Here is a 12,190-nt window from a genome sequence, read left to right on the forward strand (position 1 = left end):
CGTTCACCTCCCCTTTTCACCACCGCTTCGGAAGCCACGCATGTTCAAAAAAATCCTGATCGCCAACCGCGGTGAAATCGCCTGCCGTGTCGCTGCCACTGCGCGCCGCATGGGCATCAAGACCGTCGCCGTCTATTCGGCGGCCGATGCCGGCGCCCGCCACGTGGCACTGTGCGACGAAGCGGTGCTGATCGGGCCGGCCGCCGCCAGGGAAAGCTATCTGTGCGGCGACAAGATCATCGAGGTGGCGCTGGCCACCGGCGCCGCAGCGGTGCACCCCGGTTATGGCTTCCTGTCGGAGAACGCCGATTTCGCTGACGCCTGCGCGCAGGCGGGGCTGGTATTTATCGGCCCGCCGCCAGCATCGATGCGGGCGATGGGCTCAAAATCGGCCGCCAAGACGCTGATGGAACAGGCCGCGGTGCCGCTGGTGCCGGGCTACCACGGCGACAACCAGGATGCCGATTTTTTGCAGACGCAGGGCGACCGTATCGGCTACCCGGTGCTGCTCAAGGCGTCGGCCGGCGGTGGCGGCAAAGGCATGCGGGTGATCGAGCGCGCCGAAGATTTCAAGGCGGCGCTGGCGTCGTGCAAGCGCGAAGCGATCAGCTCTTTCGGTGACGACAAGGTGCTGGCCGAAAAATACCTGACGCGCCCGCGCCACATCGAAATCCAGGTGTTCGCCGACAGCCACGGCAACTGCGTCTACCTGCACGAGCGCGACTGCTCGGTGCAGCGGCGCCACCAGAAGGTGCTGGAAGAAGCGCCGGCACCCGGCATGCCGCCCGCGCGCCGCGCCGCCATGGGAGAGGCAGCCGTCGCTGCCGCCCGTGCGGTCGGCTACGTCGGTGCTGGCACCGTCGAATTCATCGCCAACCAGGATGGCTCGTTTTATTTCATGGAGATGAACACGCGCCTGCAGGTCGAGCACCCGGTCACTGAAATGATCACCGCTACTGACCTGGTCGAGTGGCAGTTGCGCATCGCCTTTGGCGAGCCGCTGCCGCTGCAGCAGCACCAGCTGACCATCCACGGCCACGCCATCGAAGCGCGCATCTACGCCGAAAATCCGGACAAGGGCTTTTTGCCCTCGATCGGCACCCTGCGCCACATGGATCTGCCTGCCGCCGTCAGTTTTATCGTCGGCGACGCCGGCGGCCAGCCGGCAGCGGTGCGCATCGATTCCGGGGTGCGCGAGGGTGACGCCATTTCGCCTTTTTATGATCCCATGATCGCCAAGCTGATCGTCTGGGGCGTCGACCGCCGCCAGGCGCTATCGCGCATGGCGCAGGCCCTGTCGGAATTCCACATCGTCGGCCTGGCCACCAACATCGCCTTTCTCAAGCGGCTGGTGGAAGGAGATGCGTTTGCCGGCGCCGATCTGGACACCGGCCTGATCGAGCGTAACAGCGCCACCCTGTTCCCGCCACCGCGCGCGGTGCCGGCCGCCGCGCTGGCGCTGGCGATTGCGGCGCTGCTCGAGAGTGAAAAAACCACCGCGCGCGCAGCCGGCTTTGCCGCCGACCCGTTCGGCAATGCCAACGGCTGGCGCTTGCATGGCGATGCCACCCGCAGCATCGCTTTTACGGACGACTTTAGCGCTAGCACCGCAGCGCACAGCTACCAGATCAAGCTGCGCTACCAGAACGACGGCTGGCTGCTCGACTTCGGCGCCATCGAGGTGCCGCTGGCGACCACTGTTACTACTGCGACCACTGCGACCAGCGGCGCCGGCGCCGAGTTGTCGCTCACGCTCGGTGACGCCACCGTGCGCGGGGTGGTACGGCGCGACGGCGAGCAGTTCCACGTCTTTAGCGGCGGCCGCCACTTCGTGCTGCACTACCTCGATCCGCTGGCCCATGCAGGCGAAGTGGAAGCGGCCGGCGGCCGCCTGACCGCGCCCATGCCGGGCAAGGTGGTGGCGGTGCTGGCGCAGGCGGGCCAGGTGGTCAAGAAGGGCGACGCATTGGTGATCATGGAAGCGATGAAGATGGAGCACACCATCGCCGCGCCTGCGGATGGCACCGTCGACGAGCTGCTCTACCAGGTGGGCGACCAGGTCGCCGATAGCGCCCCCCTGCTGGCGTTCACGCCAGCGTGAAGGCCGTTTCATGAAAGCGCGCATGCGACTGCTGCTCTACCGCTCTGATGGCAACACGGCGCCGTGGGTGCGCGATTTTCAGGCGCTGCTGCCGGCGCTCGATGTCGTCGTCTGGGACCAGGCAAGTCCCTGTCCACCGTGCGACTACGCGCTGGTATGGGGGCCGCCAGCGGCCCTGCTGGCGCAGCTGGCGGGCGTCAAGGCGATCTTTGTCGCCGGCGCCGGCGTCGATGCCCTGCTCAAGTTTGGCGATGCCTTGCCAAGTGTGCCCATCGTGCGGCTCGGCGACGCCGGTATGGGGGTGCAGATGGCCGAGTATGTGCTGCACGCGGTGCTGCGCTACTTCCGCCGCTTCGACGATTACGAGTCGCAGGCCAGGGATGGCGTGTGGGCGCCGCTGGCGCTACCTTCAAAAAGCGATTTTGCCATCGGCGTGATGGGCACCGGCGCGCTCGGCGCGCAGGTACTCGCTGCCCTGGCGCCATTCGGCTTTCCGCTGCGCGGCTGGAGCCGCCGTGCTAAAACCATCGATGGCGTCGCCATGTATGCAGGCAGCGCACAGCTGGGCGATTTTCTCGCCGCCAGCCGCGTGCTGGTGTGCATGCTGCCGTTGACGCCAGCCACCCATCACCTGCTCGACCGCGCCATGCTCGAACAGCTGCCGCGCGGCGCCTACGTCATCAATGTGGCGCGTGGCGCCCTGCTGGCCGAACCGGATTTGCTGACGCTGATCCGTAGCGGCCATCTTGCCGGCGCCACCCTTGACGTCTTTCGTAACGAGCCGCTGCCGGCGCCGCACCCGTTCTGGGGCGAGCCGCGCATCGCCATCACGCCGCACATCGCCGCGCTCACCGTGCGCGCAGACAGCGTGCGCCAGATCGTCGGCAAAATCGCCGCCCTCGAGCGCGGCGAGGCCATCGCCGACGTGGTCGACCGTACTTTAGGATACTGAGATGAACACCCAGCCAGCACTACCGAAAAGCGTCAAGATCGTCGAAGTGGGGCCGCGCGACGGCCTGCAAAACGAACCGCAGTGGGTCAGCGCCGCCGTCAAGATCGAGCTGGTCGAACGCCTGGCGCGGGCCGGTTTTCCCAACATCGAGGCAGCGTCATTTGTCTCGCCCAAGTGGGTGCCGCAGATGGCCAGCAGCGCCGAAGTGATGGCCGCCATCGAGCGCCGCCCCGGCACCATGTATTCGGCGCTGACGCCGAACATGCAGGGGTTTGATGCTGCGCTGGCAGCGCGCGCCGGTGAAGTGGTGATCTTCGGTTCGGCGTCCGAAGCATTTTCGCAAAAGAACATCAACTGCTCGATCGCCGCATCGATCGCCCGCTTTGAACCGGTGGCACAGGCGGCCAAGGCGCACGGCCTGCGCCTGCGCGCCAGCGTCAGCTGCGCCTTTGGCTGCCCCTATCAGGGAGCGGTGTCGCTCGATGCGGTGGCCGATGTCGTCGGCCGCATGCGCGACCTTGGCTGCGACGAAATCGACATCGCCGACACCATCGGCGTGGCCACCCCGCGCCATACGCAGGCGGTGATGGCACGGGCGGCGGCCACCTTTCGCCTCGACGGCATCGCCGGCCATTTTCACGATACCTACGGCCAGGCACTGGCGAACATCTATGCCAGCCTGGAAGTGGGGGTACAGATTTTTCACGCCTCGGTGGCGGGCCTGGGCGGCTGCCCTTACGCCAAAGGCGCCACTGGCAATGTCGCCACCGAAGATGTGATTTACATGTTGAACGGGCTCGGTATCCACACGGGCGTCGATCTCGACCAGGTGGTCGAGGCGGGCCTCTTCATTTCCGAGCAGCTGGGCCGCAAGGGGGCCAGCCGCGCCGGTAACGCGCTGGCGGCCAAGCGTACAAACCTATAAATCAAAACGACAGACGAAAAAAATCCCTGGCCGAGGCCAAGGATTTTTTGACTTGCCAAACAAAATCGGATCACCGCTTTTGTTTGCTTGTTTTGGTCGGAGTACAAGGATTCGAACCTTGGACCCCCTGGTCCCAAACCAGGTGCGCTACCGGACTGCGCCACACTCCGAGGAGCAGAACTATAACGGTAGAAGGCCGATTGGTCAAGGGCTGGTGCGCAGTTGCGTGCACAGTTAAGTGTTTTATCTGCGCTTCAGGCGGCGCCCTTGATGGCCAGCGCCCGTTCATACAGGGCGTTTTTCTTGCGGCCGGTGATCTGCGCAGCCAGGCTGGCGGCCTGTTTGACCGAGCATTCGAGCAGCAAAATCTGCAAGATGCGCTCAGCTTCCAGATCGGCAGCGTCACCGGCTTCGAGCGCGCCCTCGACCAGCACGACGAATTCGCCCTTTTCGCGGTGTGCATCGGCACCCAGCCAGGCGGCCGCTTCGCCCAGCGGGCAACGGTGAATTTCTTCAAACAGTTTGGTCAGTTCGCGGGCGAACACGATCTGGCGCTGCGGGCCGAACGCCGCCAGCAAGGCCCCGACACTGTCGACGATGCGGTGCGGCGCCTCGTAAAACACCAGGATGGCCGGCACCGTCAGCAAGGCGTTGAGCGCCGTCTCGCGCTGCTTGGCCTTGGCCGGCAAAAAGCCAACAAAATAAAACTGGTCGTTGACCAGGCCACTGGCCGACAGCGCCGTGATGGCGGCCGACGCGCCCGGCAGCGGCAGCACGCGCAAGCCGGCGGCGCGCACGGCGTCGACGATGCGCGCACCGGGATCGGACACCCCGGGGGTGCCGGCATCCGACACCAGGGCGATGCGCTGACCCTGCTGCAGGCGGGCGATCAGCTTGTCGGCCACTTCGCGTTCGTTGTGCTGGTGGGCGGCGATCAAGGGCTTGTTCACGCCGAAGCGGGTCAGCAGGTGGCCGGTGTTGCGGGTGTCTTCGCAGGCGACGGCGTCGCACAGCGCCAGCAACTGCAAGGCGCGCAGGCTGATGTCGGTGACGTTGCCGATCGGAGTGGCGACAACATACAGGGTTGCGGTAGGATAGGACTGTTGAGCCGCTTCGCCAATGACGGCGAGCTGGGCGATCTGGCTGGACTGGCTGGACTGGATATCTGTCATGGGGAATCTGATGCCGAAGAATGGTCTTGTTCTAAAGGGCCTGCTGGCCGCGCTGGCCGGCGCCAGCGTGATGTCACTGGCTGCCTGCAGCACGCCGTGCGACGTGCGATTGTGCGCGCCGATTGAGTCAAACACAAGCACGCCGCGTGCCGCCGAACCGGCGCGCCTGGCGCCGCCGCCGCGCGAACTGTCGCCGATGCGCACCATGCCGATCGACGGCCCGGAAGCAGCGGCCGCGACCGCCATGGCCGCCGCGCAGGAAGGTCCCAGTGCCAGTGCCAGCGCCAGCGCGCTGCGCATCGGCCTGATGCTGCCGCTACGCTCGGCCGCGCTGGCGGCGCCGGCCGACGCCCTGCGCGCCGGCTTCATGGCCGCTTTTGAGCGCGATGGCGCCGGCATCGAAGTGCACCTGATCGAAACGGGCGACAGTCCCCAGGAGACGCTCGACGCTTACCAGAACGCGCTGGCGCGCAACGATATCATCGTCGGCCCGCTGGCCCGCTCGGCGGTCAGCGCGCTCGCTGCCAGCAAGCTGGTCATCAAACCCACCATTGCCCTGAACCACCCGGAAGTGCGCGGCCGCGAGCTGCCGCCGAATTTGCTGGTGGTGGGCCTGTCGATCGACGACGAAGCGCGCCAGGTGGCCGAGTGGGCGGCGGCCGAGCAGCGCAGCGATCAAGCCGGCGGCGTGGCGCTGATCATCACTGGCTCGAGCGCCTGGCAACGACGCATCGCCAACAGCTTTGCAGCGCGCTGGAAGCAGCTCGGCCATGTCTCGCAACAGCTGGTGCTGGCCGACAGCAATGGCTACCTCAGTGAAGCGGCGCTGGCCCAGCTGCGCGGCCAGATCGAGGCGGCCGCGCCGGTGCTGCTGTTTGGCGCGCTCGACCCCAGCCAGGCCGGCCAGGTGCGCGCCGCCGCTGGCGCCGATCTGCCGTTTTACGGGACGTCGTCGGTCAATCCGGGCAGCGACCCGGCCACCAGCATCAATGAACTGGTCGGCGTGCGCCTGCTCGACCTGCCGTGGGAAGTGCAGCCGGGGCATGCGGCGGCAATGGTCTATCCACGCTGGCTGGGTCCACAGGGCGCGGCCAGCCCGACACTCGATCTGGACCGCCTGTACGCGCTCGGCATCGACAGTTTTCGCATCGCCCGCGAGATCAGCCTGCGCCAGGGCCGCAGTTTTAGCCTCGACGGCGTCACCGGCAATCTGACCATCGATTTTGGCCAGGGCCCGGCGCGCTTTGAACGGGTGCAGCGCACCGCAGTCTACCAGGGTGGCGGCTTTTCGCTGATCGCTCCCGCGGCGCGCTAAGCCGAGATAAGCCAAGATAAGCCGAGCTCACCATGGCGGGCAAGCGCCTCAGTCCAAAGCAGCTGCAGGGACGCGCTGGCGAACAGGCGGCGCTGGCCTACCTGCAGCGCCACGGATTGACCCTGGTGGAAGCAAATTTTAGCTGCGCCGGTGGCGAAATCGATTTGATCATGCGCGAAGGCGCCACCCTGGTGTTCGTCGAAGTGCGCGAACGGGCCAGCGCCAGCCACGGGGGCGCCGCCGCCAGCATCGGCCCCCACAAAACGCGCCGCATCATCCACGCCGCCCAAACGTTTCTACAGCGTTATGACGAGCTGCCCGCCTGCCGCATCGATGTCGTTGCCATCGATGGCGGCCGGCTCGACTGGCTGCAGGATGCCATCGAGGTGTGAACGGCGCCGCTGTGGTTGTAAGTAAGCTTTACAGCACTTGTGCTGTTCCTCCACCGCCTGCACTATAATCCGACCCTATGAATACACAACGCATCCTCGCCCATTTCCAGGAAAGCGCCGAGCTCAAGCTCAAGGCCGCGCCGCTCTTGACCCAGCCCATTTCGGCCGCGATTGACTTGATGTTCGGCGCTCTGTCGAATGGCAACAAGATTCTCGCCTGCGGCAATGGCGGCTCGGCCGCCGATTGCCAGCACTTTGCCGCCGAGCTGGTGGGCCGCTTCGAGCGCGAGCGCTTTCCGCTGCCGGCGCTGGCGCTGACCACCGACACCTCCATCCTCACCGCCGTCGGCAACGACTACAGCTACCGCGAGATTTTTTCGAAGCAGGTGCAAGCCTTCGGCCAGGCCGGCGACATCTTGCTGGCGCTATCGACCTCGGGCAACTCGGCCAATGTGCTCGCCGCCGTCGAAGCGGCGCTCGAGCGCGAAATGCGGGTGGTCGCCCTGACCGGCAAGGATGGCGGTGAACTGGGCAAAATGCTCACCGACGCCGACGTCCATATCTGCGTGCCGCACAGCCGCACCGCGCGCATCCAGGAAGTCCATCTGGTGGCGATTCACTGTATTTGCGATGGTATCGATGTCGCCCTGTTTGGAGGAGATGAACAATGACGAAGTCCCGCCCACGCGCAGTACGCCTGCTGCCTAATTTGATGCCTAATTTGATGCCTAAGCTGATCCTTGGCGCCGCCCTGCTGGCCAGCCTGTCCGGCTGCGTCGAAATGGTGGTCGGCGGCGCCGTCATGGGCGCCGTCGCCACCGCTGACCGCCGTACGCTGGGCGCGCAGACGGAAGACAAGTCGATCACCGTCAAGGCCGAACTGCGGGTGCCAAAAATCGCCGGCCAGGATGCCCACGTCAACATCGCCTCGTTCAACCGCAAGGTGCTGCTGACCGGCGAAGTGCCGGACGCCGGCGCCAAGGCCACCGTCGAGCGCGAAGTGCGCGCCATCGAGGGCGTGCAAAGCATCGAAAATGAACTGGAAGTGGCCGGCCCGTCGAGCTATACCTCGCGTTCGAGCGACGCCCTGATCACCACCAAGGTCAAGGCCAGTCTGGTCGACATGAAAACCATCTCGGCCACCTCGTTCAAGGTGGTCACCGAGCGCGGCGTGGTCTACCTGATGGGCCGCGTGACCCAGCGCGAAGGCCAGCTCGCTGCCGACATCACGCGCGGCGTCTCCGGCGTACAAAAAGTGGTCAAGATATTCGAATACATCACCGAAGACGAACTGCGCGCCATGCAGCCGGCCAAAACGCCGCTGTAACGCTCTATTGGTGTCAACTCGGTTAGAATCGGCAGCGTGACTGCCGATTTTTTTTGCCCCTCTTGAATGCACCCGCTGCCATGACCGCCTCCTCTGCTACTGCCTCCCGCCCCTGGCTCAAGCCCGCCGTCGCCGCCGTCGCCCTGCTCGGTGCGCTGGGGCTGGCGTATGCCACCTTTGCCAGCAAGACCCAGGCACCGGCGGTGACGTTTATTACCCTCGACGGCCACAAGGTGAGCACCGCCAGCCTGCACGGCAAGGTGGTGATGGTCAATTTCTGGGCAACCTCGTGCGCCACTTGCGTCAAAGAGATGCCGCAGATGGTCGATACTTACCAGCAGTTCAAGGGACAGGGCCTCGAATTTGTCGCCGTGGCGATGAAATACGACCCGCCGAATTACGTGCTCAATTACACGCAAACGCGCCAGCTGCCCTTCAAGGTGGCGCTCGATTCGAGCGGCGAGATTGCCCACGCGTTTGGCGATGTCGCCCTCACGCCCACCACCTTTGTGATTGGTAAAGATGGCACCATTCTTAAACGTTACGTGGGCGAACCGCAGTTCGATGAACTGCACAGTTTGTTGAAAAAGGCGCTGGCGGCGGGGTAATGGCGAGCGGCTGGATTTAAAACCCCGCCTGCACCGACAAGTACGCCCCCTTCTGATTGTTTGGATTGAACACGGTGATATCGCCCAGCACGGCATACGCCGCCGTCACCGACAAATTTTTGCTGGGAAACCAAGCAACAAACGCGTCGTAATACGCCTTTTCTTGATCGACCGCCAGATTGCGCGGTTTCATCCGGTATTCAAGGCCGGCCACCAGGGTGCGCCGGAGCAGGTACGCAGCCGACAGCTCCAGCCGGCCCTGATAGCGGTCGCCGCGGTCACCGCCAAAGCCCAGCAGACCCATCTGATTGGCCTTGGTGGCGCGCACGCTGGCGTTCAGTAAGACGCTGTGCTCGAACAGCAGCTTGGTGGCGGCGACATAATAATCGACGCCGCGCTCGTCCTGCGCACCCAGTTGCCGCACGCTGGTCACGCCCAGCGCCCCCAGCCCCGCCACTGCTCCGCTGTGCTTGATCATGGCGCCAATGGCAATTTGTGGCAGCAGGCGGTCCTGCTCATACACCGCCTCGCCCACCAGCTTGATCTTGATGCCGACGATGTCTTGCTTGAGGCGCAGCGCGGCGAGCGGTGCCACGCTGCCGCGCAGGGTCTGGCTCGCCAGCGACAACTCGACACGGTCGGCGATACCCACCGTCACGCCGGCAGTGCTGAGAGCATAATCGTCGGTGACGACCCGGGTGGCGTGCACATTCGCGCCCCAGCTGTCACGCGTGCCATAACCGGTGATCAGCGCCCACGGCACCAGGCCGCCACCGCCGGCACCTTCCACCGTGCTGACGCCGCCGGTGGCGAGGAACTTGCCCTGGTCGGGCGGCCACGCTTGGCGCGCATTGGCGGCGCCACACGCCAGGGTGAAGGCGAGCAGCGCGGCGACTGGCAACATCGATGGGAACCTGCTTAATTGCATGTAAACTCCTGGGACAGGGTTAAAATTCTATCCAAAGCTAACATTGCCCTCCAGCATTTTTTTGTGCTGGATACAAAACGACGTGTCAACGCGCCCCATTTGTGAATGTTTTGTTATGGTTCGTGTTGTATTTTTGTTTCTGATTGCTTAAGCTCGGCGCATGTCAGGATGGTCGCTGCCATCGCCTTGTTGTTTGCCACCCACTGGAAAGCTTGTTCGTGCCCACCGACATCTCCAATCTCGATCCCCAACAATTGAAAACCTGGCTGCAGGCCGCCGCCAAGCGCGACGCCGCCGCCTTTCGTTTGCTGTACGACGCCAGTTCGTCGAAACTGTTTGGCTTCGCCTTACGTATATTGAATAAGCGCGAACTTGCCGAGGAGGTGTTGCAAGAGAGTTACGTAGCGATCTGGAACAATGCCGCCAATTACCAGAGTCATCTTGCCGCGCCGATGACCTGGATGGCGACCATCGTCCGCAACAAGGCGTTCGACCACTTGCGGCGCACCAACAATACGGTCGACATCGATACGCAACAATTTGACAGTGAAGTCATCAATGCCCTACAGGATCCCCAACGCACGCCCATCGAGGCGCTGCAGATGAGCGGCGACGCCAAGGCGCTGGCCTGGTGCATGTCGGCCCTCGAGGGCGCGCACCGCCAGGTGGTGGCGCTGGCGTATTACCACGACCTGTCGCACAGCGAAGTGGCCAGCCAGATGAAGCTGCCGATCGGCACTGTCAAGACCTGGATTCGCCGCAGCCTGGAAAAGTTGCGCGTCTGTCTGGCCAAGGGGGAGCGGGCATGAACATTCGCAACAACCCGATCCTGCGCCAAAAGCTGGCCGCCGAGTACGTGCTGGGCACCCTGCGCAGTGGCGCGCGGCGCCGTTTTGAAAGCTGGTTGAGCCAGGACGCCGATTTGCGCAACATCTGCGCCGAATGGCAGCAGCGGCTGGCACCGATGGCCGAATTTGCCGGCCCGGTGGCGCCGCCACGCCGCCTGTGGGGCGCCATCGAGCGCCGCCTGGCCCTGAAGAAGGCGCCGGCCTGGCAGTTCTGGCACAACGACAACCTGCCGTTCTGGCGCAGCCTGGGCATGGTGTCGACGGCGCTGACGGCACTGCTGCTGGTGGTGGTGATGACGCGAACGGCGCCGGTGGCGCCAGCCATTGCCTATGTCGCCACGCTGGCCGACGACAAGACGCAAACAGCGATGCTGGTCACCGCCGACCCGGCGCACCGCGCCATGGAAATTCACCTGGCGTCGAACCTGGCGGTCGACGGCACCCACAGCCTGCACCTGTGGGCCGTGCCGAAGCAGGGTCATCCACGCTCGCTGGGCCTGGTCAGCGCCGGTCGCACGGTGCTGCCGCTGGGCGCCGGCGCGCTGGGCGACGATGTTGCCGTGCTGGCGGTATCGCTCGAACCGAAGGGGGGCTCGCCTGATCCGAACGGGCCGACTGGTCCCGTCATTTACAAGGGTGCGTGGGTGCGCCTGTAATCAGGCAGCAATGAGCGCAGGGGGGACTGGCACCGATGGTGCCGGTGCCATGCCGCAAGCGCCGCGCCCTCTCTTATTTGGTCACAATCTCGCGCTGCATCGGCGCCAGCTTCGCCACCAGCCGGTTGCCCGCCGCATTGGCGACACCGTGCTGTTCCATCGCCAGCTGCAAGTCTTCGGTCAGCGCATTAAATTGCGCATTGGTGATTTTCAGCCCGCCGTGACTTTCTTTCATCGGCTCGCCGCCATAGGTGCAAGGACCACCGGCGAGCGCGCACAACTGCTCTTCCAGACGTTTGCCCACGTGCTGCATGTCGGAATCGGCAAAGCTGTCCTTGATCCGTGCATCGGCCAGCACCATGGGAATCAAGGTGGCGACGATGTTGCGGATGCCCTGCTTGCCGCCAAGATCCCGGTACAGGCCATCATCAGCGCCGGCGCTGGCACCTGGAGCAGGCGCCAGCAAGCTCAGTGACAACAGCGCGGCGGCCGCCAGCGTCATTCGATCATTCATGCTCAACATCCTTATTTGGGGTACAGGATCATCTGCGTGCAGCGGAAGATCGCGATGGTTTTGCCGCTGGCGGCATTGCTGACGACGGCATCCCAGACCTGGGTGGTACGGCCCAGATGGGCCGGCTTGGCCACGCAGACGATGGCGCCGTCGCGCGCCGTGCCCAGGTGGTTCGACTTCAGTTCGATGGTCGTAAAATTGTTGGCGCCTTCGGGCAGATGCAGGCGGCAGGCGTAGCCGCAGCAGGTATCGGCCAGGGTCACCACGCTGCCCGCATGCAAAAAGCCATTCGGTGCCAGGTGGTGCGGCTGCACCGCCATGCGCGCCGCCACTTCGCCATTGTCGACGCTGGTAATTTCCAGGCCCAGGTAACCGGGAAAATAACCCTGGCCGAGGGCATTTAATTGTTCAACGGTGACAGCGGTGACGGCAGTGTGGCTCATGAGAATCCT

The 12,190-nt window shown here is 64.6% G+C and carries 14 protein-coding genes and 1 tRNA gene; 10 read left to right on the forward strand and 5 right to left on the reverse strand.

The features are described from left to right. The first annotated feature begins 40 nt into the window (after window positions 1–40). From ACP7BZ_RS13750 to ACP7BZ_RS13760, 3 genes are read left to right on the forward strand one after another with little or no spacing between them, the layout of a single operon-like run. Window positions 41–2,101, forward strand: a complete 2,061-nt coding sequence (locus ACP7BZ_RS13750) for an acetyl/propionyl/methylcrotonyl-CoA carboxylase subunit alpha (protein WP_426114025.1) — start codon at window positions 41–43, stop codon at window positions 2,099–2,101. A 22-nt stretch (window positions 2,102–2,123) separates the two neighbouring features. Next, window positions 2,124–3,053, forward strand: coding sequence for a 2-hydroxyacid dehydrogenase (locus tag ACP7BZ_RS13755; RefSeq protein WP_426114277.1), 930 nt, complete (start codon window positions 2,124–2,126; stop codon window positions 3,051–3,053). A 1-nt stretch (window position 3,054) separates the two neighbouring features. Further along, window positions 3,055–3,978, forward strand: a complete 924-nt coding sequence (locus ACP7BZ_RS13760; RefSeq protein ID WP_426114027.1) for a hydroxymethylglutaryl-CoA lyase — start codon at window positions 3,055–3,057, stop codon at window positions 3,976–3,978. Window positions 3,979–4,071: 93 nt separating this feature from the next. Here the strand turns inward: ACP7BZ_RS13760 and ACP7BZ_RS13765 are convergent. Further along, window positions 4,072–4,148: transfer RNA gene (locus tag ACP7BZ_RS13765), tRNA-Pro, on the reverse strand. An 84-nt stretch (window positions 4,149–4,232) separates the two neighbouring features. Then, the gene (gene rsmI, locus ACP7BZ_RS13770; protein ID WP_426114029.1) at window positions 4,233–5,150 is read right to left on the reverse strand and encodes a 16S rRNA (cytidine(1402)-2'-O)-methyltransferase; all 918 of its coding nucleotides are present in this window, start codon (window positions 5,148–5,150) and stop codon (window positions 4,233–4,235) included. Between rsmI and ACP7BZ_RS13775 the strand changes: the two genes are divergently transcribed. The 5 genes from ACP7BZ_RS13775 to ACP7BZ_RS13795 all read left to right on the forward strand — a co-directional run bounded on the left by ACP7BZ_RS13775 (window position 5,149) and on the right by ACP7BZ_RS13795 (window position 8,792). Next, window positions 5,149–6,465, forward strand: a complete 1,317-nt coding sequence (locus ACP7BZ_RS13775; protein WP_426114030.1) for a penicillin-binding protein activator — start codon at window positions 5,149–5,151, stop codon at window positions 6,463–6,465. The genes rsmI and ACP7BZ_RS13775 overlap by 2 nt on opposite strands. A 32-nt stretch (window positions 6,466–6,497) precedes the next feature. Then, window positions 6,498–6,857, forward strand: a complete 360-nt coding sequence (locus ACP7BZ_RS13780) for a YraN family protein (RefSeq protein WP_426114032.1) — start codon at window positions 6,498–6,500, stop codon at window positions 6,855–6,857. 77 nt (window positions 6,858–6,934) lie between these two features. Beyond that, window positions 6,935–7,528 carry a phosphoheptose isomerase gene (locus tag ACP7BZ_RS13785; protein ID WP_426114034.1) on the forward strand — a complete coding sequence of 198 codons (594 nt, stop codon included), beginning with the start codon at window positions 6,935–6,937 and terminating at the stop codon, window positions 7,526–7,528. A gap of 53 nt (window positions 7,529–7,581) precedes the next feature. After that, the gene (locus ACP7BZ_RS13790) at window positions 7,582–8,184 is read left to right on the forward strand and encodes a BON domain-containing protein (RefSeq protein WP_426114036.1); all 603 of its coding nucleotides are present in this window, start codon (window positions 7,582–7,584) and stop codon (window positions 8,182–8,184) included. Between the two features lie 80 nt (window positions 8,185–8,264). Continuing rightward, a complete protein-coding gene (locus ACP7BZ_RS13795) occupies window positions 8,265–8,792 on the forward strand; it encodes a TlpA disulfide reductase family protein (protein WP_426114038.1) in 528 nt (175 codons plus the stop codon). Window positions 8,793–8,808: 16 nt separating this feature from the next. Here the strand turns inward: ACP7BZ_RS13795 and ACP7BZ_RS13800 are convergent, their stop codons facing one another. After that, on the reverse strand, window positions 8,809–9,720 hold the full coding sequence (locus ACP7BZ_RS13800; protein ID WP_426114040.1) for a DUF3034 family protein: 912 nt from the start codon (window positions 9,718–9,720) through the stop codon (window positions 8,809–8,811). A 218-nt stretch (window positions 9,721–9,938) separates the two neighbouring features. On the opposite strand from ACP7BZ_RS13800, the gene ACP7BZ_RS13805 reads away from it, so the two are divergent. Further along, complete coding sequence (locus ACP7BZ_RS13805) at window positions 9,939–10,529, forward strand: sigma-70 family RNA polymerase sigma factor (protein ID WP_426114041.1); 591 nt, start codon at window positions 9,939–9,941, stop codon at window positions 10,527–10,529. Beyond that, window positions 10,526–11,224 carry an anti-sigma factor gene (locus ACP7BZ_RS13810; protein WP_426114043.1) on the forward strand — a complete coding sequence of 233 codons (699 nt, stop codon included), beginning with the start codon at window positions 10,526–10,528 and terminating at the stop codon, window positions 11,222–11,224. Before ACP7BZ_RS13805 ends, ACP7BZ_RS13810 begins: the two co-directional genes overlap by 4 nt. Before the next feature lie 73 nt (window positions 11,225–11,297). On the opposite strand, the gene ACP7BZ_RS13815 is transcribed toward ACP7BZ_RS13810, so the two are convergent. Together ACP7BZ_RS13815 and ACP7BZ_RS13820 are read right to left on the reverse strand one after the other, a co-directional pair. After that, window positions 11,298–11,738, reverse strand: a complete 441-nt coding sequence (locus tag ACP7BZ_RS13815; protein ID WP_426114045.1) for a group I truncated hemoglobin — start codon at window positions 11,736–11,738, stop codon at window positions 11,298–11,300. A gap of 11 nt (window positions 11,739–11,749) precedes the next feature. Beyond that, window positions 11,750–12,181, reverse strand: coding sequence for a PaaI family thioesterase (locus ACP7BZ_RS13820; RefSeq protein ID WP_426114047.1), 432 nt, complete (start codon window positions 12,179–12,181; stop codon window positions 11,750–11,752). Between the last annotated feature and the right edge of the window lie 9 nt (window positions 12,182–12,190).

This window comes from Massilia sp. PWRC2, from assembly GCF_049896725.1.
Classification (GTDB): domain Bacteria; phylum Pseudomonadota; class Gammaproteobacteria; order Burkholderiales; family Burkholderiaceae_D; genus JAFCUW01.